The sequence below is a fragment of the Verrucosispora sp. CNZ293 genome (genome assembly GCF_002754655.1).
Map to the genome: position 1 here is coordinate 742,640 of NZ_PEFR01000001.1, position 19,000 is coordinate 761,639.

23 protein-coding genes and 1 pseudogene are annotated in these 19,000 nt (G+C 66.6%); 17 read left to right on the plus strand and 7 right to left on the minus strand.

Translation table 11 applies throughout. The features are described from left to right. Positions 1–47 precede the first annotated feature (47 nt). The 4 genes from CLT74_RS03490 (at position 48) to CLT74_RS03505 (ending at position 3,357) form a co-directional block, all read left to right on the plus strand. Positions 48–545: a sigma-70 family RNA polymerase sigma factor gene (locus CLT74_RS03490; RefSeq protein ID WP_099845241.1), complete on the plus strand. Its 498-nt coding sequence runs from the start codon at positions 48–50 to the stop codon at positions 543–545. A 26-nt stretch (positions 546–571) separates the two neighbouring features. Beyond that, positions 572–1,543: a hypothetical protein gene (locus CLT74_RS03495; protein WP_143697054.1), complete on the plus strand. Its 972-nt coding sequence runs from the start codon at positions 572–574 to the stop codon at positions 1,541–1,543. Between the two features lie 223 nt (positions 1,544–1,766). After that, the gene (locus CLT74_RS03500; protein ID WP_486581954.1) at positions 1,767–2,585 is read left to right on the plus strand and encodes a phosphotransferase family protein; all 819 of its coding nucleotides are present in this window, start codon (positions 1,767–1,769) and stop codon (positions 2,583–2,585) included. Positions 2,586–2,784: 199 nt separating this feature from the next. Further along, on the plus strand, positions 2,785–3,357 hold the full coding sequence (locus CLT74_RS03505; RefSeq protein ID WP_099845244.1) for a histidine phosphatase family protein: 573 nt from the start codon (positions 2,785–2,787) through the stop codon (positions 3,355–3,357). A gap of 124 nt (positions 3,358–3,481) precedes the next feature. On the opposite strand, the pseudogene CLT74_RS03510 reads toward CLT74_RS03505, so the two are convergent. After that, positions 3,482–3,697: pseudogene (locus CLT74_RS03510) on the minus strand (Type 1 glutamine amidotransferase-like domain-containing protein); the annotation flags it as partial. 277 nt (positions 3,698–3,974) lie between these two features. Between CLT74_RS03510 and CLT74_RS03515 the strand changes: the two are divergent. From CLT74_RS03515 to CLT74_RS03535, 4 genes are all read left to right on the plus strand, one after another. Further along, entirely contained in the window at positions 3,975–4,898 is a 924-nt protein-coding gene (locus CLT74_RS03515) for an AEC family transporter (RefSeq protein WP_099845245.1), read from the plus strand. A gap of 209 nt (positions 4,899–5,107) precedes the next feature. Beyond that, the gene (locus tag CLT74_RS03520) at positions 5,108–5,827 is read left to right on the plus strand and encodes a hypothetical protein (protein WP_099845246.1); all 720 of its coding nucleotides are present in this window, start codon (positions 5,108–5,110) and stop codon (positions 5,825–5,827) included. Positions 5,828–6,273: 446 nt separating this feature from the next. Next, a complete protein-coding gene (locus tag CLT74_RS03530; protein WP_099845247.1) occupies positions 6,274–6,615 on the plus strand; it encodes a cupin domain-containing protein in 342 nt (113 codons plus the stop codon). 225 nt (positions 6,616–6,840) lie between these two features. Continuing rightward, on the plus strand, positions 6,841–7,140 hold the full coding sequence (locus CLT74_RS03535; protein ID WP_099845248.1) for an antibiotic biosynthesis monooxygenase: 300 nt from the start codon (positions 6,841–6,843) through the stop codon (positions 7,138–7,140). Between the two features lie 422 nt (positions 7,141–7,562). Here the strand turns inward: CLT74_RS03535 and CLT74_RS03540 are convergent, their stop codons facing one another. The 3 genes from CLT74_RS03540 to CLT74_RS03550 all read right to left on the minus strand — a co-directional run bounded on the left by CLT74_RS03540 (position 7,563) and on the right by CLT74_RS03550 (position 10,199). Next, on the minus strand, positions 7,563–8,243 hold the full coding sequence (locus CLT74_RS03540) for a hypothetical protein (protein WP_099845249.1): 681 nt from the start codon (positions 8,241–8,243) through the stop codon (positions 7,563–7,565). Positions 8,244–8,520: 277 nt separating this feature from the next. Continuing rightward, positions 8,521–9,105, minus strand: a complete 585-nt coding sequence (locus CLT74_RS03545; RefSeq protein WP_099845250.1) for a DinB family protein — start codon at positions 9,103–9,105, stop codon at positions 8,521–8,523. A 506-nt stretch (positions 9,106–9,611) separates the two neighbouring features. Then, entirely contained in the window at positions 9,612–10,199 is a 588-nt protein-coding gene (locus CLT74_RS03550; RefSeq protein ID WP_486581955.1) for a hypothetical protein, read from the minus strand. A gap of 350 nt (positions 10,200–10,549) precedes the next feature. Here CLT74_RS03550 and CLT74_RS03555 point away from each other — a divergent pair, with 350 nt between their 5' ends. From CLT74_RS03555 to CLT74_RS03565, 4 genes are all read left to right on the plus strand, one after another. Continuing rightward, positions 10,550–10,894, plus strand: a complete 345-nt coding sequence (locus CLT74_RS03555; RefSeq protein WP_099851209.1) for a hypothetical protein — start codon at positions 10,550–10,552, stop codon at positions 10,892–10,894. Between the two features lie 118 nt (positions 10,895–11,012). Then, positions 11,013–11,381: a hypothetical protein gene (locus tag CLT74_RS30135; protein ID WP_143697055.1), complete on the plus strand. Its 369-nt coding sequence runs from the start codon at positions 11,013–11,015 to the stop codon at positions 11,379–11,381. Between the two features lie 317 nt (positions 11,382–11,698). Next, on the plus strand, positions 11,699–12,124 hold the full coding sequence (locus CLT74_RS03560) for a hypothetical protein (RefSeq protein ID WP_143697056.1): 426 nt from the start codon (positions 11,699–11,701) through the stop codon (positions 12,122–12,124). 135 nt (positions 12,125–12,259) lie between these two features. Continuing rightward, positions 12,260–12,901: a DUF4291 domain-containing protein gene (locus tag CLT74_RS03565; protein WP_099851211.1), complete on the plus strand. Its 642-nt coding sequence runs from the start codon at positions 12,260–12,262 to the stop codon at positions 12,899–12,901. 118 nt (positions 12,902–13,019) lie between these two features. Here the strand turns inward: CLT74_RS03565 and CLT74_RS03570 are convergent, their stop codons facing one another. Continuing rightward, complete coding sequence (locus tag CLT74_RS03570; protein ID WP_099845252.1) at positions 13,020–13,343, minus strand: hypothetical protein; 324 nt, start codon at positions 13,341–13,343, stop codon at positions 13,020–13,022. Between the two features lie 117 nt (positions 13,344–13,460). Between CLT74_RS03570 and CLT74_RS03575 the strand changes: the two genes are divergently transcribed. After that, positions 13,461–14,186, plus strand: coding sequence for a DinB family protein (locus CLT74_RS03575; RefSeq protein ID WP_099845253.1), 726 nt, complete (start codon positions 13,461–13,463; stop codon positions 14,184–14,186). A 266-nt stretch (positions 14,187–14,452) separates the two neighbouring features. Here the strand turns inward: CLT74_RS03575 and CLT74_RS03580 are convergent, their stop codons facing one another. Continuing rightward, positions 14,453–15,292, minus strand: coding sequence for an SDR family NAD(P)-dependent oxidoreductase (locus CLT74_RS03580; RefSeq protein ID WP_099845254.1), 840 nt, complete (start codon positions 15,290–15,292; stop codon positions 14,453–14,455). 74 nt (positions 15,293–15,366) lie between these two features. Here CLT74_RS03580 and CLT74_RS03585 point away from each other — a divergent pair, with 74 nt between their 5' ends. The 4 genes from CLT74_RS03585 (at position 15,367) to CLT74_RS03600 (ending at position 18,431) form a co-directional block, all read left to right on the plus strand. After that, entirely contained in the window at positions 15,367–15,753 is a 387-nt protein-coding gene (locus tag CLT74_RS03585) for a winged helix-turn-helix transcriptional regulator (protein ID WP_099845255.1), read from the plus strand. A 256-nt stretch (positions 15,754–16,009) separates the two neighbouring features. Then, positions 16,010–17,176, plus strand: a complete 1,167-nt coding sequence (locus tag CLT74_RS03590; protein ID WP_486581939.1) for an IS110 family RNA-guided transposase — start codon at positions 16,010–16,012, stop codon at positions 17,174–17,176. 222 nt (positions 17,177–17,398) lie between these two features. Further along, entirely contained in the window at positions 17,399–17,797 is a 399-nt protein-coding gene (locus CLT74_RS03595; RefSeq protein WP_099845256.1) for a PadR family transcriptional regulator, read from the plus strand. Beyond that, entirely contained in the window at positions 17,772–18,431 is a 660-nt protein-coding gene (locus CLT74_RS03600; RefSeq protein WP_099845257.1) for a hypothetical protein, read from the plus strand. Before CLT74_RS03595 ends, CLT74_RS03600 begins: the two co-directional genes overlap by 26 nt. A gap of 119 nt (positions 18,432–18,550) precedes the next feature. Here the strand turns inward: CLT74_RS03600 and CLT74_RS03605 are convergent, their stop codons facing one another. After that, positions 18,551–18,985: a RidA family protein gene (locus tag CLT74_RS03605; protein WP_486581956.1), complete on the minus strand. Its 435-nt coding sequence runs from the start codon at positions 18,983–18,985 to the stop codon at positions 18,551–18,553. Positions 18,986–19,000 lie beyond the last annotated feature (15 nt).

Below are 19,000 nucleotides of genomic sequence, written 5' to 3' on the forward strand. Positions count from 1 at the left end.
TGATCAACGGAAGAATTCTCCGTCGGGGTAAATGGATCGGGGCGCTTGTGCGTGAACCCCGTGTGGAACGAGCACGGAAGGACTTCGCGGACTTCTATCAGCGCTTCCGAGACAACTGCCTGCGTGCCGTACTAGCTGGTACGGGCGATCGCGCGCTGGCCGAGGATCTGGTCGCTGAGGCGTTCGCGCGAGCCTGGGCCTCCTGGCCGAAGGTGAGCCAACATCCGGCACCGGCAGCGTGGGTGGTGCGCACCGCCCTCAACATCCGGGTGTCCTGGTGGCGGCGACGCCGGCGGGAGGTGGCCCTCGACGGCCACGAGCGGGCGTCCCTCATCGAGGACGACCTCGACCCGAACGACGCCCTGCTGGCCGCCGTTCGCCGGCTGCCGCAGCGGCAGCGTGAGGTGGTCGTGTTACGTATCTGGCTCGACCTGGACACCAGGTCCGTGGCTGCAGTGTTGGGCATCTCCGCCCGAACCGTGGCCGTCCATCTGTCCCGTGCCACCGCAACCCTGCGGGCGCAGTTCGCGCCCGCAGCCCGTTAGGAGACTCGATCATGAACGACGATGAGGTGTGGGACGCGGTGAAACAGACCCTTTCCGACGTACAGATGGATCGCCCGGTCGAGGCGATCGAGCAGCGCGGCCGAGCCCGGCGGCGCAGGCGCCAGTCGCTCGGCCTGGCCGCCGGCGGTGGCGTCGCGGCCGTGGCCGCGCTCGCGCTGGCCCTGCCGATGTTCACCGGATCCGGCACGGCCCCGACCGCCCCGGACAATCAGGCCGGGGCCGCTTTCCCAGCACCGGCCGGCAACACCAGGCTTGTGTCCCTGGCCGCCAACCTCACCGCAGACAACGCCTCGCTGCCGGGTGACGCGTCACTGATCATTGAGAAGGTCGATGTCCGTCGGGGCACAGTGCCATCTCGTACCCGGTACCATCTGTACACCGACAGCGGAGAGTACTACTACACGGAGGCCAGGAACGAACTCCCACGGGTGATCGCTCGTGGCGAAAACCTCGGCAACGGCTTCCACACCCGGGGGGTGGCGGCGGCGCGGCAAGCGGCAACCGGTGACCTCACCAGCGCCCGGGAGCAAATGATCAACTCCGTGTACGACGAGGGAAAGCCCCCTACCGGAGCCGAGCAGGACCGAACGGAGATCCTTCGGCAGAAGGGGGTCGCAGACCCGTCGCCGCTCACCGATGAGGACCGGGAGAACATCGCCGCCAACCGCCTCTGGGTCAACAGTGTCGACGTGCTCTCCGCAGGGGGAGGCGACCCGAAGGTACGCGCCGGCGTGCTTCGCCTGATTTCCACCATCCCCGATGTCACCGTCGTGGATTCGACGACCGACGGGCAGCCCACCCTCACCCTCACCGCGAGCGTGTTTGGAGACGACACCGAACATGTGCTGACCATCAACGCTTCGAACGGGGTGCCGATCAGTTCCACGGTGAACGCCCCGGAGACGGGAACCTCCTTTGCGGGAACCTTCAAGGTCTCCCGCGTGACGGTGGCCGACATCAGCGCCGGCAGGTTCTGAGCGTCAACCCCGCGCCGTGCGCGCCGTCCGCACCACCTGGACGGCGCGCACGGCGGTTCACCGGGCCGTTGCACCGCCGAGCATGTAGGGAAGGACCGCCGACCTCCGGCCACTGGGTGGCGAGCGCCTCGCGGCCGGTCCGGATGTCGCCGCCGCCCTCGTTTCCGAGGCAGGAGACCGAAATACGGCGGTTGCGACGAGAGCGCTGAGTTACGGTGCTCCGGTGCAGGCGAGTGCGGTCCAGCGGGCATCCCAGGCAGCCATGTCGATCGCCTCATCGCTCGGCCTGACCGCCTACGACGCCGCCGTTCTGCACAACTCGAACAAGCTCACCCTGCGTCTGCAGCCCTGCGACGTGCTGGCACAGGTGGCGCCGGCGGCGCACCAGTGCGCCCAGCTTGAAGTGGATGCCGCTCAGCGGCTGCTGGAGGTCGGGGGCCCGGTGGCTGCGCCGCGAGCGCCCGAGGTCTTTGTCCGGGACGACTACGCGATCACCTTGTGGACCTACTACGAACCGGTGACTCAAGCGGTCCCACCCGCGGACTACGCCAGAGCGCTGGAACGTCTGCACGGCGGAATGCGCAGGATCGACCTGCCGACTCCCCACTTCACGGACCGGGTCTGCGAGGCCCAAACGCTGGTGGCCGACCACGACCGCACACCGCAGCTGACCGAGGAGGAACGGACCTTTCTCGCCGGCACGTTGGACCGCCTGCGCCGAGCGGTAGGTGACAGTGGCCGGCCCGAACAACTCCTGCACGGTGAACCTCACCCGGGCAATCTCCTCTCCACCCCGACCGGCCTGCTCTTCATCGACTTCGAGACGTGCTGCCGGGGGCCGATCGAGTTCGACCTGGCCCACGCACCCGACGAGGTCGCAGATTTCTACCCGGCCGTCGATCAGCATCTGCTCCGAGCTTGCCGGACCCTCATGCTCGCGATGATCACGACATGGCGCTGGGATCGCGACGACCAGTTCCCCGACGGCCACAGCCTCGGCATCCAGTGGTTGCGCGAGCTTCGGGAGGCGACCGCTCGGTGAATCACCGAGCCCTGTCATCGCAAAGGTGTTCTCCCTTCGCAAGGGTTCCAGGCTGGCGACCGGCACCGGCGCCATCTTCGATGACGCGCACGTGGTGCGGCAGCTACGTACATCTGACCTAGCTCTGGAGCGGGCCACCGTTCGTGCCTAAGTGATCTATCGTGCTCATCGCCGCACAACGACCCGGAGGGGCGCGTCGATGGCTCGTACCCAGCTGTACCTCGTCCGCCACGGTGAGCAGGTTCCGGAGTCCGACCACGTCTCGAACGGAGGCCTGTCGCAACTCGGTCGTGAGCAGGCAGACCGGCTCGGCCGGCGGCTGCGTACGGTGCCTTTCGCGGCGATCCACCACAGCCCGTTGGCCCGGGCTGCCCAGACCGCCGACATCGTCGCCGGCCATCTCCCACAGGTGCCGAGACACGCCTGCGATTTCATGGCCGACCGAACGCCGGTGCCTTCCGCCGGACAACGTGGCCGGTACCCGGACCGGTGGCTTGCCTGGCTAGACAGCGTGCCCGACGACGAGCGTGACGAGGACGCGGCCGTTTTGCAGCTCGCTGTCGAACATTTCGGTGTCGCCGGCGGCAAGGACCGGCACGAACTGCTGATCACACACAACTTCGTGATCGGGTGGTTCGTCCGCCACATGCTCGACGCCCCGGTCTGGCGTTGGATCGGTCTCAACCAGGTGAACTGCGCAATCACCATCGTGCAGTGGGACACTGATCGGCCGTCGACCCTGGTCAGCTTCAACGACACCGGGCACCTGTAGCCGTACGGCATCCGCTGTTCGGGAGCTCGCCCGCCGCGCAGCCGGGCAAAGCCGGCGGGCAGCGTAATCGAGCGCATCTCGGCTACGAGCGGCGCCCCGCCACGCCGATCACTATTGACCGCGGCTACGAGGGAAACCGCCTCCAGTGCCCCTCGGAGACGACCTCGACGGTGCCGTCGGTCACCTTGATGGCCGTCTGGTCGTCGATCGCGTACGCCGGACCGGCGATCTCGGCAGCCCACATCTCGGCACCAGCCATTGTGTTGTCCGGCTCGAGACCCAGGTGCGGGAAGATCGAGAAGTCGACGACCCCCAGGGTGCGGTCGTCGGGCGCGGACTCTGCCCGAGAGTTGGAAGAGGGGTGTCTGGGAGGACAGACTGGACACCGTAACGAAACCCGTGGCCCCGGCGCCCCCTCAAGCTCCGGCTGTCGACAACGACACTGGTCCGCCAGGTTGCGCAACGTCGAAGGCGAGGGTGGCGAGGACCGCGTGCCCGCTCCTAGTCGATGACATCCTCGCCCACGTGGATATCGTCGCCGGGTTTCTGGGCTCGTACCACCCGGTCGCCCGCCAGTCCCTGAGCCGGCGCGACGACCGCCCGCCGCTGAGCTCCGGATGAGCTTGGTGTCGGCGTTCGTACCGATCTGGATCCTTACCGCGGTCGGCTACGCGGCCTGTCGTTGGGGCTTGCTGGGCGAGTCGGTGGCGTCGGTGCTCGGCCGATTCGTGTTCCACCTTGCGATGCCGGCCGCCCTGTTCCTGGCCCTGTACCGAATGCCGCTCTCCGGGATCGCCGGCCGCCCGCTGCTCGCCTTCGGGGTGAGCACGGCCGTGGCCGTCGGGTGTGGGTGGTTCGGCGCGAGTTGGCTGTTCGGTCGCGAGCCCGGCGAACGGCCGATCTGGGGCATGGCGGCCGGGTACGTGAACTCGGCGAACCTCGGCATCCCGATCGCCACGCAGGTTCTCGGCAACGTGTCGTTCCTGGCGGAGGTGGTGCTGCTGCAAGTGCTGGTGGTGACGCCGGTGATCCTTGTTGCCCTGGACCGGCACAGCGACCCGGCCGGGCGGGTACGGATCCGCCGTATCGCCTCCCTGCCGGTACGCAACCCGGTGATCCTGGCGTCGCTGCTCGGTGTCGCGTGCTCGGCTGCCGAGCTGCATCTGCCGTCGGCGGCCGGCGCGTCGCTCACCCTGCTGTCGGGTGCCGCGGTACCGGCCGCCCTGGTCGCGCTCGGCGCGTCGCTGCACCGCACGACGCCGTCGGGAGCCGAGCCGGCCGAACCGGCCGAGCTGGCGGTGATCACTGTGCTGAAACTCGTCGCACAGCCGGTCATCGCGTACGCGGCCGGACTGGCCTTGCATCTGTCCGCGCCCCAGTTGCTCGCCGTGGTGGTGTGCGCGGCCCTGCCGACAGCGCAGAACACGTTCATCTTCGGCCAGGAATATGGCGTTGGCGAGGCGGTGGCCAACCGGGCGGTGATAGTGACCACGACGCTGTCACTTGCCACCCTGGCTGTGGCGGTGGCGCTGCTCGGGTAGCTCGCTTGGCTGACTCGTCCAGCAATCATGGAGAGTGACAACGACCGTGGCGCCTTATCTTGCCGCCGCAGGGTAGGCAGGAGGGCACCGCCGATGGCCCGACTCGGCGGCGTTGCGTTTCTGGGCCACATCAGCCGATCCGGTGGCCGGCGGCGATGATCGGCTATCTCTATGTGCGATGGACACCCTGCGACGTCTAGGAAGGAGGCATGGCCAACGAACGGACCGTTCCCCTGCTGCCGTGCGCGTCCATTGACGACATCGAAACGTTCTACGGGGTTCTCGGTTTTCGCACCACGTACAAGCAGCGCAAGCCCAACGCGTGTGTGGGGGTGCAGCGGGAAGACCTGCATCTGCAGTTCTTCGAGATCGCCGGGTTCGACCCGGAGCAGTCCTACGGCTCATGTCTGGTACTCACCGCGGACATCGAGGGGCTGCACTCGGCGTTTGCCGCCGGCATGCGTGCCGCGTACGGCAAGGTCCTGGTGTCCGGAACGCCGCGGATGACCCGGCCTCGAGTGCGGAAGAACGCCGACGGGCTGGGCGGGTTCAGCGTCATCGACCCGGGCGGCAACTGGATCCGCGTCTTCCGCGACGCCGCCTCCGCGCCCATACCGGCCGCCACGCCTGCCGGGCGGCTGGCCAAGGCTCTGGCGAATGCTGTCGTGCAGGCCGATTCCCGGGGAAGCGTCGGACAGGCCGTTCGGATCCTCGACAGCGCGTTGGCCCGCCCGCAAGCCGACGACGACCCGGTCGAGCAGGTGGAGGTCCTGGTCTACCGCGCCGAACTCGCGATGGTGCTGCACGATCCAGAGACTGCGGCCGAGATGCTGGCCCGCGCCCAGTCCGTCACGCTCACGCAGGGCGAATCCGAAAGGGCGAAACCCGCGTTCGACAACGCCGCCGACCTCGCCGCAGCACTACGGTGACTCACCAGACGAACGCCTCCCTCATCTCGGCCAGATGAGGACGGCTGGGTCGAGGTCACGCAACGCAGCAGTTGACCTCAAGCAGAGTCGAGGTTTTACGATCCTGATCGACTGGTGGGAAGTCATACAAGATGCTCAGGAGCAGAAGGTGATCGTCACCGTCGCCAAGGTTACCGACCCCGCTCGGTTCCTGGAGATCTTCGAGACCATCGGCGCGCAGAAGCGGCGGGAGCACGGCTGCCGAGGCCTGGGTCTATTTCGATCCTGACGACGCGCACCGGGTGTGGTCCATCTTCGACTGGGACACGAAAGACTACGAAAAGTTCCTCGCCGACCCAGAGATCCCGGGCATCGCACGAGAACTCGGGCTTCAGGCACCGCCCGTGCACGCCGTCGCCGCGACCGAGCTCGACGCCTAACCACCGCGCAGGGAGAAAGGCTTCGGTATGGATGTCACGCCCCCGCAGGTCCACAGGTTCAGCTCGACGATCGGCGATGACGCCATCCGCTTCGGCGACGGGATCCTCATCGCGCCCGGACTTGGTAAAGAGGCCGGCAGGTCGATGAGCGCCTACACGTCGTTCCTCTACGCCGGGGCGTCGGCCGACCTGCCGGCCCCCTACGCGGAGATCTGGGTAGTGCTCAGCGGAGCTCTACGAGTGGGCGCTGGAAGCGACGCCGTAACGGTGCACGCAGGGGACTTTGTTCACGTGCCCGAGCAGGCACCCGGGCTCGTCGAGGCAATTGAGGACACCACAATGGTCTGTGTGTCGGTACCCGCTCACTGACTTATAGCCTAGATCAGCTGCGCGATCATCCGCAGGCCCAACAGACGGCGACCAGCACCTCCCATGACATCCGCATATCGGCTATGAGCGGTCGGTTGGACCCCTGACGCCCCCTCGGCGGCAGGTCAGTATGCTCGGAGCTGCAAGATAGTTCTCCGTTGCGAGCCACTTTCCGTCGCTTGTCGCATGCACGTGACCAGCTTGCCGCCGTGTCAGGGAGTTGCTGTGTCATACGGCTACATCGGATCGATGAAGACCAAGCCGGGCCACCGGAATGACGTCGTGGACATCCTGCTCAGCGGCGCTGATGGCCTCCGCCAGGCCGGATGTGACCTGTACGTCGTGAGCGTCTCGGACACCGACGACGTCACGATCTGGGTGAGCGAGGTGTGGCAGAGCAAGGAGAAGCACAACGCCTCCCTGCAGCTTCCCGAAACCAAAGCCGCGATCGGCAAGGCTATGCCGATGCTCACGGGCGAGTTCACCCGCCAAGAAGTAACCGTGATGGGAGGGCTGGGCGTATAACCTGTTCGGGCAGCCGTTGTCCACCTACTAGCCGCCTCTGGAGATGCCGGTCGTTCCTGGTCGGACCGCATCGCGGAGCTGATCGGCCAACCAGGCCGCACGAAAGCGCTGGCCGCAAGGGCCCTGGCACGGTGGGGAGACCGGCGAGCGGTTCCGGCCGTCGAACGGTCACTGCGCCGTGGTCCGGAAGTCTTCCGCAGGGGCTCGACGCATTACAGCGACGACTTCTACTGGCTCAACCAAGACCCGGGCATCGCCGACGTCTGCCTGCCTACCAGCTCACACAAGTGCTGACGGCCTACGGACCAGCAGCCGCGGCAGCAGTACCCGAACTGACCGCCATGCTCGACACGCAACAGCCCATACCGTGACGGACGCTCTGCGTCATGCGTGCATCTGATCAAGCGTGGTTCTCGAGTCGCTCAGGGGAGAAGGGTGCGCCCCTCCCAGGTTCCGTGTTCAGACAAAGGGCGGAACCGCATGAACGCGGATTCGTGGTGGAAGTCCCGGCGATGCTGTTCAGCCATGGCGACGGTGTGTGTATGGGCCTGTGGGACGGCGCTGCGGCCGTGAACCATGTCGGTCATCTCGCGGACGCTGCGCCAGATCGTGAAGGTGGAGAACGTGTGGGGCGGGCGTACCGCTGCGGTGGCGAACGTGGTGCCGGGGTGGCCGGCGACCAAGCGTTCGACGGGCCGCCCCCACTTCAGGAACCGGGGTAGTTCGAGAACCTTGAGCCGGGCGAGGGTGACGGCCACGATTGGCTCCTCCGGATCCGACCGGCCGGCCTGCACCGGCAGGCCGGCGAGCGCGGCCACCTCGCCGTAACGCCGCAGGTACTGCAATCGCACATGCCATCCGCTGTCGAGCTGCCGCCCTAGATCGTCGTCTGCGAGGAACCGCTCCAACGCCGATTCGTCCTCCCATTCGGCGAACATCGCAAGGCGTCGCAGCTGCATCCGTTCCACCGACAACGCCGGGGAGCCGAGTCGCATGAGCGCGAGGCATTCGGCGTGCCGCAGCCCAGCAGCCCGAGGCCTGCGACGCAGTGTGCGCAAGGTCAAGGCCGGCGGAAGCAGCGCGAGATGGAACGAATGCATCATCGGCCCATGTTCCCAGTCGTCCGCACCCGCGTCCCCTCCCGCAGCGTGCGGGCTGGCGACGGGGGCAGGCGGACGTTGCCTTCGCCGGCAGCCGTTCAGCAGAGGAACGATGACAGCTTCATCAGCCCCGTCGCCGTCTGACGCAGGCTCAGTCCCCACAGTTAGACTGCGGATCGCCAGATGATTGCGGGCGTTCTCGTACTACTGAACCAGGTGCCGAACCTCGTACGGGCCCCGGGCGCTTCGTCGCTGCGAACGGCGCGGGCCGTGTCTCAACTTAAGCCTTGATTGGTGCGGCCGACCTGGCGGCCTGCTCGATCTTCGCGCAGTGGGCTGCACGGGCTTCCTCATCGATTGGCTTCTCGTGTTCGGCGCGCAACCCGGTCCGGCCGTCGAGGCCCTCGCGCAGGATATCGGCGTGCCCGGCATGCCGGATGGACTCGCCGAGGACATGGACCATGATGGCGAACAGGTTCGTGTCGGCATAAGGCTCCGGCCACCACGGCACGTGGCCGGGGGCGTCGAGGGGAAGCTCGTTGATCGTCGCGTCCGAGTGTTCCCACGTGCGCCGGTAGAATCCGATGATCTGATCGCGGGTCTCGTCCTCAGTCGCCCACAGATCGCTGCCGTTGGAGTCCTGCCACCGGGGCAGCGGTTCCGGGGACGGGCGGTCGAAAACCTCGCCGAAGTACCGGGCCTCGACGGTGGCCACGTGTTTGACCAGGCCGATGAGGTTGGTCCCGGTCGCTGTCAAAGGTCGGCGTGCGTCGTACTCGGACAAGCCGTCGAGCTTCCAGAGCAGCGCCTTGCGGTCCCGCCGCAGTCTCCCGTGCAGGTTGGTCTTCGCGAATTCGTCGATCATGCGGCACGAGCCTGCCACGGGCTACTCGTGGTCTCAAGCGGCGCTCACACCGGCAGTGCTTAGCCACCAGCGACCGAACTCGGAACACTGCGTCTTCAGCTCACGTATCAGCACTCTGCGGCTAGCCAGATCCAGCCCACGACGAGCGGCGCCTGCATCACGTTTGGCTCCGCACCACTCGACCTGCCCGCCGAGTTGGCCAACCTGATCAGCAGGCTGGCAGCGGAGCGCGCCGGCAGCGACCGGGCCGCAGCGCCGTGGCTCTTCCCTGGCAGGCCGTGGACCCACCAGATCAACCCCACAGCGCTGCGCAAGCGACTGCGCGATGCCGGAGTGCCTGTCCGCGCCACCCGCACCCCGCTGCACTCTGCCGAAGGCGCGACGCCCGGCGTCCTTGACAGGCCCCACTGACGACCGAGCCTCACTTCTGGTGGCAGAGAGAGCCCCGACGGCGACCAGACCGGTGACGAAGGTGGCCGCTCCGACGACAGCCGACCGGGTGGCGATCACCCGCCGGGAGGATGCCTCGCGAACTGTGCGAACGCCGTGGCGGACCGCGACGATGAGCACGAAGACGCCGACGGCCTGAGTGAACCGGACCTCCTCGATCGCACCGCCGAGGCCAACCTTCCGGAGCGTGAGGTCGCCGGGGGAGGTAGCGAAGAGACCGACCTGCGCGGTGTCCGGCAGCCCGTCGAGCTTCGCCGTTGCGACGTGTGCCATTGCTTGCCGTCGGCCGACTCGGAGCCCGTGATGGTGTCGCCCGAGCGGGTCAGGCGCAGCCAGCGCGGGGACTGCTCCGAGACGACTGCGCTTCCAGCGATGTCGTGTCTGTAGTCGTACTGGAACCGCACGCCGTGGCCGCCGGTCATCATCAGCGCCGCGTACTGGGAGCCCTGCCGCACGCCGTCCTTGACGATGATCCCAGCCTTCGCCCACGGCACCAGCCCGGACACGATCTGGTCATGGTTCGGCGGAGGGTAGGTGATCGTCCCGGTCATCGCGGTCAGCCGGACCGTGATGCTGCCCTCCCGGCCCAGGTCGCGATGCAGGAACCAGAACTGGTCGCTGACCGTTGCGCCGTCGCTGGCCACGGGAGCCGCCGGGCACGGCCCGGGGCAGGACGGTGCGGGCCGCGGTGCCTGACGGACAGTCCCATCGAAGAAGACGACTGGGCCTGGCACGTCCTCGCCGACCATGACGGCAACGAATTCTGTGTGCTACGGCCACCCACGACACCTACCAACCACTGATTCGCTCCACCTGCTGGGTTCCACCGCGGGCACCGCCCCCACCCCAATCTGGGCCGTGTGCCGGACACCGTTGCAAGCCGCTTCGCTTACTTCCACGCGGCAGAAGCGTGCATTTGCTGGCCGGAGGTGCGACCCGTGTCGAAGCCGGGCAGGTCAGCAGAGACGCTTCTACGGTCGCTAATGTCGTGATCATGATTGATGATCACGGTGGCGCCTGGACGCTGCACCGACGCGACGACGGCGGGGTACTTGCTGAGCTCGTGGTGAACGGTGGCGACTTCCCGTGGTTGAACGCTCGTGTCGACCCGAGAGAAGGACTGACGGAGCTTCGGCCGCTCTTCGCCGAGGAACTGCGGCTGCTCGATGGCATCGATGAGAATGTCGAGTCCTGGGAGCACGCGTACGAGGCCGTCCGGAACGCCGTGACGCTTCGGTACCCGAATGGCCAGGACGTTCCTGAGTTTCTTCTCCACCTCGATGGCGACGAGGCGTGGTGGCGGTGGAGTGACGAGCCGTTCGACGAGCAGAATGCCTGACCAGCGCCCCCGCTCGGCCGCTACTTGATCCGTACAGCTGACCATGAAGGTTCCTGCGGAACCGCTGAGGCTTGCCGGCACGCGCCGAGCTATCGGGCTGTAGGCATATCATCCCGCGATGGCTCCCAAGACCTTGCTGGCACGCGGTGGACTTACCTATGTCGATCGTCGTGACTTCACCCGCGGCGATTCACTGCGCGTCGTCAAGCGGATGCGCTGGCCGTCAGTATGCCTCTGGGTCGAGGACAGCACATTGACTTTTTCGTCGCGGGCCGGCTCGGACGTGTTGCAACACGCTGAGGTGACCGCATTGCCACATGGGCCGATCTTGGGCAGGCATTGGGCCCTTGCACTCGCGGTGTCCTTCAGGACCGCAGAACGTGATCAAGTTCTGCTTTTCTGGACTCCTCGTGCGCGCGCAGTCCTTCGGGAACTGGCTCGGCTTGGCTGGGATGCCGACCCGCGCGCAGACGACTTCGTAACATAGTCGAACACGTCGAGTACGGGGTGGTGATGAACAGCCGCGTCCGAGGTCTTGCCCCTGCTGTTGTGGAGTCCGCGCGCCGGCCCTGGGTCGCATACGATGGCCTTGGCCTGCGATGCTGCCGGGGCCGAGACGATTGTGGACGTCGGCTGCGGCAACGGCACTTTCCGCGAGCTGCGCCGCCGCGAGCGGACCGTGCTGGTCACCGGTCTTGATCGGTCCAGCACGGTGGTGCTTCGCTTCTGCGGGCCGCACCGGCCTTGATCTCCGACGCATCACGTACGTCGGACCGATGGGATGAAATGATGCGCAATACCGAGATGGCGAAGCTGGGCGGGCTTGTCGGCGAATGGGCGACGCAGATTTCGGATGCCTTCTTCCTCGACCCGCCGGGCACCGAGGTGCCGGGCACTACCAGGATCGAGTGGCTCGGGGAGTCGCTCCTGGTCGCGCGGTCGCAGTTCGGCGGGGGCGGGCAGGCGCGTTCCGAGATGAGTCTCGTCCTCGGACGCAGCGACGCGAACGATCGGTTCGTCGCGCTCTATGAAGACGACCGCGGCGTCTGTCGCGAGTTCGCCATGACCTTCGACGGTGAGCACTGGACGATGACCCGTGAGGACCCGGACTTCCACCAGCGGTTCATCGCCAACGTCGACAAGGACCGGATCCTCGGCCGCTGGGAGGCCTCCGAGGACGCCGGCCATTCCTGGCGGAAAGACTTCGACCTCACCTTCGAGCGCACCTGAGATCTGGCGCCTCCCATCGACGAGCACCGCGCACCATGCGGCAGGTGCAGGTGCCGGCGCCGATTTCGGCTTGGCGCTGGCGCGGGTGTGGAATTTCGGTGGAGCATTCGGACCCCGATCGGTGAGGATCGCATCGTGTCCGTTCCCGCCCATCAGATCCGCGCCCGTTACTCGGCCGACACCATCACCGTGTACCAGGCATATTCCCCTCAGATTGCGCTGCCAGCGGTGGTAGCTGGCCGTTTCATGGCTCCCTTCAAGCGGGACCGGATGACGTGGATCAAGCCGTCGTTCCTGTGGATGATGTACCGCTGCGGCTGGGCCACCAAACCAGGGCAAGAGCGCGTACTGTCCATCGACATCACGCGGGACGGATTTGAGTGGGCGCTGGCGCGGGCCTGCCTGAGTCACTACGACCGAGACCTGCACGGCGACAAGGCGACCTGGTCACGCCAACTAAAGACCAGCCCGGTCCGAGTGCAGTGGGATCCGGAGCGATCGCTGGAGCTGAAGGCGCTGCCGTACCGGTCGCTGCAGGTTGGATTGTCCGGCGAGGCTGTCGACCGGTACGTCGAGGACTGGGTCGTTGCCATTACCGACGTCACCCCCACGGTGCACCTGGTCCGTGACCTTCTGCGTAGCGGCGACGAACAGGCAGCAGCAGCTCACCTGCCTGTCGAACATGCTTACCCGCTGCCGGCTCAGATCGCCGCCGGCCTCGACGCCAGCCCGGACTTCACCACCGACGAAGTGCTCGAGCAGCAGCACGGACAGTGACGGCCGCTCGGCAGGCCAGCGCGCAGGCTCGGCGGCAGATCAGGATGCCCAACTCCATGCTGCCCTTGTTTTTCCCCTCGGAAGAGGGGATCAGGTGCAGGCGGGTGTAACCATCACTTCAGGTGACCGGGAGGTCGACTCGTCGTCCGGTTCCATCCGGAGCCCTGTCATCGGTGACTATGGCGAACACACCGGCCGGCACGCCGTCGAGGGTCGCCACCCGTGAAGCGGCGGCCAGCAAGCTGGCCTCGGTCGCTCCAGCGATGTAGAAGACATACACGTCGCCGAGTTCCTCGCCGTCGTCGTACACCCCGACCGCGCCTTCGTCTTCCAAGTCGACCAGGAAGTCCTCGACCTGGTCGATCCAGGGATACGCATAGGTGCCTGGCTCAAGACCCGGAGCTGGTACCAACGGAACGTGGATCTCTAGGACGCCGGCCATGACGACATGATCTCCCAGGCGGCGGCGAAAGCGAAGCGGCTCGAAGCAGGGCTGCCAACGTGCGCAGACAGCCGCAGACCCGGGCGTGGCGTGTGCGGTGCGACCTAGCCTGTCTGTATGCGACGCTTCCACGATGAGGACCTCATCGGCGCGGAATTCCGCGAGTGCGACCTGAGTAGAGCGCGGATGGTCGGCGTGGTCATGCAGGACGCCGAGATCGACGGCCTGGTCACCAATCTTGTGGTCAACGGGGTCGAGGTGATGTCGTACGTCGAGGCGGAACTCGACCGTCGTCACCCGGTACGGCTGCTGATCCGCTCCGATCAGCCGGACGACCTGCGAGATGCCTGGCAGCAACTGGGCGACGATTGGGCGAGGACTACCGAGCGGGTTCGGTCCATGCCCGAGGACAGCGAACATCGCGGCGTCGACGGCGAGTGGTCGATGGTCGACACCCTGCGCCACCTTGTCTTCGTGCACGACTCTTGGTTCCGACGCTGCGTGCTCGGGCTCACCGAGCAGTTAACGGCCATCGCACTGGGTCCATCGTTGGTCATGGACCAGGAGGACGGGCTCGACCCGTCCGCCCAACCGAGCCTCGACGAGGTGCTCGCCGTACGAGTCCGGCAGGCTTCAGAGATCGAGACATGGCTGGCCGAGGTCACGCCTGATCAGCTCGCGAAGACCGCGCCGGTCCCGGACGACGACAGATGGCCCCCGTACGCCAAGGGGCGGACAGCGCGGCAATGCCTCGGCACTGTGCTCAACGAGGAATGGGAACACCACCGGTTCTGCAAGCGTGACCTGGACAAACTGTCGCACCAGGGGTCTTCACCGGGTTGATGAGCGAACTCTGAGCTTGCCGCCTAACCTCCCGGGAGATCCGGTGTCGCTGCGGCCAAGGCCGCTACGTCCCCAAGGGTGACTACAGCGGGTGTCGGAGGGAGAGTCCGGTGCGGCTAGAGACGAGGTCGAGCGCGCGTTCTCAGCGGCATAGAGTGCACCCAGTTGGCTACGTTGGCTCGGATGCCGCATTCCGCCGAGGCGGACTCGGCGTGGGTGGTGAGTGTCTGGGAGCAGCGGCCCGTCAGTGTTATTCCGTCCTTTGTCTATGCCTCGGCGGTGTTGACGATCAGGTTACGTAGTGTGCTTGTCAACCGGCGGGCGGCGTTCAGGTCGAAGGCGGGTCCGGTGACGTCGATCGTGCGGCGTACCCGGAAGGCGGACAGTGCGGAGTCTGGTGGTGTGTCGATCCGTTCGACGATTGGCTGGATCGCTCTGTCGACCGGTGTGGCGAACAGCTTTGTCATGATGCTTACCGCGGTGCGGGTCGGTTGTTTGAATGGTTCGGCGAGTCCGGTTTTCACGAACAACGGGTTATGCAGCACGTACCGGATGGGGCTGTCGGGGTGCTCGTCGGTGAAGGCGACGCCGAGCAGGTCGTTGGCGCGGGCGCCTTGCATGGTGGCGGCGAGGGGCCGGTAACGTCTGCGGAGTTGGAGGTCATCCCAGTGCAGCCCGCCGGCCGTGCCGCCGGTGCCGCACAGGTTCACGATGACTGGGTGTGGCGCTCGTTCCAGTGCCGTGCGCAGTTCCTCGGCGAGCAGGAACCGGCTGAGCACGTACAGCGCGAAGGTGCGCTCGATTCCCTCGGCGGTTTCCTGACGCTTAGTGTGGTAGCGAAAGGCGCCGAACACGAGAGCGTCGATGCTCGGGTACCGCGTGCGTAGCCGGTCGGCGAGCCGGACAGTCATCGTCGGCGAGCTGAGGTCGGCGGGCAGAAACGAGCACCGGTCGCCGGCGCGGAGGTTACCGGCTTCGGCGAGTAGAGTTTTACCCTTGATCTGGTTCGTTCCGACGGCGATGACTCGGTCGCCTCGGCTCAGATAGTGCAAAGCCAGTGCCTTGCCGATGCCCTGGGTTCCGCCGGTGATGACCAAAGTGCGCACCGGATGCTCCTTTCCACCTGTCGGTACGCTCGATCTTCGGCTGGCGGCTCAGGACGGCGAAAGAGGGAACCTTGATGTCCCCACTCATCCCGGTGCCGATTTCGGCGCAGGACCGATCCTCGTGTGCGGCAGCGGACGTGCTGCGGCGAACCGGAGACAAGTGGAGCGTGTTGCTGATGGCGGTGCTCGCGCAACGGCCGTACGGGTTCAACGAGCTTGATCGGGCCGTGGACGGGTTGAGCCGGCGGATCCTCATCCGGACGTTGCGGGCGCTGGTGCGCGACGGGCTGGTAGACCGGACACCGCATCCCGGCCTTGCTGCGCGCGTCGATTACGCTCTCAGCGACCTGGGTCGATCGTTGTTGCCGCTCATTATCGCGGTCGGCCGCTGGGCGGAAATCCACGAGCACGACATCCGTAACGCACGCATGCGTCACGACGCCGTTGATGAAGCTTGCTGATGCTGGCATCCGCATCTCGGCTACTTGTTTCATTGACCTGCGACCGTTGCCGGCCAGGCTTCGGTCGAGGTGCCCGGGTTGTCGCTCTCATTTCGGCTGCCCACGCTGGTCGTGTGGCTCTCATTTGGCCTGCGTAGCCCGGGCGTCGCCCCAGGGCGGGGAGAGGCTCAAGAGGGGTTTGCTCGGCTTGAAGTAGCGTTGCCCTCCCGGCTCGACAACCCAGGTGGACCGAGCATCGGAGGACGCGTTGACTGTCATGTCGGATCGTGTGGTCATCGGGATGGACCCGCACAAGCGCTCGGCCACGATCGAGGTGATGGCCGGCGACGAGACCGTCGTCGGCGGCGGCCGGTTCGACACCGACCGCGACGGCTACACGGCGATGCGAAGGTACGCTCACCGATGGCCGCACCGGGTCTGGGCGATTGAGGGCTGCCAAGGGATAGGCCGGCACATCGCCAACCGGCTCCTGGCCGACGGCGAGCAGGTCGTCGACGTGCCACCGAAGCTGTCGGCCAGGGCGCGGGTGTTCGCCACCGGCCAGGGCCGCAAGACCGACGCCACCGACGCCCACTCCATCGCCCTGGTCGGCACCCGCATGGCGGGCCTGCGGCCGGTGGTCAACGACGAGCAGCTGGCCCTGCTGCGAATTCTGGTCGACCGGCGCCGCTCCCTCGGCGAGGACCACACCCGGATGGTGTCCCAGCTGCACCAACTCCTCCTCGAACTCATTCCGGGTGGCGCGAAGAAGAGCCTGTCCGCCGCCCAAGCCAAAGCCCTGCTGGCCACCGTCCGTCCCCGTGACGCCGTCGGGAAGGCCCGACGGCGGGTCGCCGCGGAACTGATCGCCGACCTCGAACGCATCTACCGACGCACCAAGGAAGCCGACAAGGAACTCAAGGACCTGGTCGCCTCCACCGGCACCACCCTGATGGACCTGCACGGCATCGGACCCTCCGGCGCCGCCCGGCTGCTCGTCGAGGTCGGCGACATCACCCGGTTCCCGAACCGGGCCCACTTCGCCTCCTGGAACGGCACCGCCCCCATCGACGCCTCCTCCGGCGAGCAGATGCGACACCGGCTCTCCCGCGCCGGCAACCGGCAGATCAACCGGGTGCTGCACATCATGGCCACCGTCCAGCTACGCAACCCCACCGAAGGACGCGCCTACTTCGACCGCAAGAAGACCTCCGGCAAGACCTCGATGGAAGCCATGCGCGCCCTGAAACGACGCCTGTCCGACATCGTCTACCGCAGCATGACCAACGACGCGGTGGCCACGGCGGCGGGCCCGGGAGGACAACAGGGAACGGCAACTGGCTCCAGCGTGACCGACTCTCATCCCCAAGCCGGCTCTTCGGAGAAGTCACTTCCCGGACCCGCCGCCACCCAGGATAGAACCCTCCTCCCGGCGGTGTCTTGACACAGAGGGGAGCCAGATCCGTGCGCTCGATCTTCGTGGTGCGCGGGCCGACCTCGGTAGCGCTCCGGGTCGGACCTGTCGCAGAACCCGAGGGTCGAGGGGCTCCACGAGCGAACGTGGTTGGTAGCACCTGGGTGGCGCGGGTTGCGGATCTGAGCCGCTGTCACCCTCTTCCGGGACACCTATTAGACGACGCATAGTACCGGCCGTACTATGTGCCACATGGTAGTGAAAGACGAGGCGGGCGAGTCGGCCGAGCGGCAGGCCCAGCTCATGCGCGGCTGCTTGGACATGTGCCTGCTTGCGCTACTTGCCGCCGAGCCTGCGCACGGTTACCAACTCGTCCGCCGCCTCGACACCGCCGGATTCGGAACGGTCAGCTACGGCACCGTCTACCCATTGATCACCCGACTGCACCGCATGGGACTCGTGGCCAACGCGATGCAGCCCAGCCCCAACGGCCCACCCCGCAAGGTTTATCGGCTCACGGACACCGGCCATCACCGACTGAGCCTCTGGCGCGAGCAGTGGACCCAGTTCGCAAGCGTCGTGAACGAAACCCTCGCCGTCCGTCCACTGAATCCAGGAGATGACCATGAGCACGTCGACGCCGGCCGTTGACAACCTTCTCGCCGCCGCAGACCGGGAATGGCGCGCTCTCGGCATTCATCGTCGTGACCGGGAGACTCTTGCTGCCGACCTGCGAAGCGAACTCGACGCCGCAACAGCCGACGGGATCGATCCTGCGCAGCTTCTCGGCACCGACCCCACCGAGTTCGCCCTGAGGATCGCCGACGAAGCCGGCGTACAGCGGATCCCACCGCGATACGGCCAGGTGCTTGGCGTGGCGAGCACGGGCGCAGTGCTCTCCCTCATCGTGGGATACATCCTGGTCATCGGCCTGCACCAGGCAATCGTGGCGGCATTCGACCTACCGCGAGATGTGCGCGTACCGGTGTGGCTTGCCGCTGGTGTCTTCTACGGCGGCATCGCAGCGGTCGTCGTCGCCGGCGCCATCCTCGCCGTGCGCATCACCCTGCGCGACGTACCCCGCATCCGACACACCGCTACGCGAATGACACTGCTGCTGCCGCCCACGAGCGCCGCCGCGATCGCTGCCGCAGCCGCGTTCGGCTGGGCGCTCGACTTCCCGCTCACCCCACTGGCGATCGGAACCGAAGCGGCGATCGTCCTCGCCGCCTTCCTCGCCGCAACGGCGCTGGCCCGTCGCAAGTCTGTAACCGCGGCCAGCTGAGCCAACCGACGTAATGCATCAGCAACGCCGAGGCAGCCAGTCAGATGCTGGACGGTGCGTCGCGACCGACCCGCGGCAAAGAGCGGAAGCGGTTGCCGGAGTGTCGCCGTTCACGCCCGTCAGGCGACGGCGAGTGCCTCGATCTCTACCCGAAATGCCGGGTTGATCAGGCCCTTCACCTGGACCAGCGAGCTTGCTGGCGGTGCTGAGGAATCCAGGTGTCCGTCGCGCACCTTCCGGAACACGGCCAGGTCGTCCAGGTCGGTGAGGTAGACGGTCAACTTGACCACCCGAGTGAAGTCGGAACCGGCGGCGGCCAGGGCGACCCCTACATTGCGGAACACCTGCCGCATCTGCTCCTCGGGGTCGTCGATGCCGACCACGCGGCCGTCCTCATCCATCGGAACCTGGCCGGATACTGCTACGACGGTGCCGGAGAACGACACGACATGGCTGTAGCCGTTCACCGGAGGCAGACCGTCAGGCCGCTGGAAATGCTTCACACGATCACCATAGGCGGGAGCAGAAATCCTCCGCACGGTCGCATCCCGCACGCTGATCCAAACTGC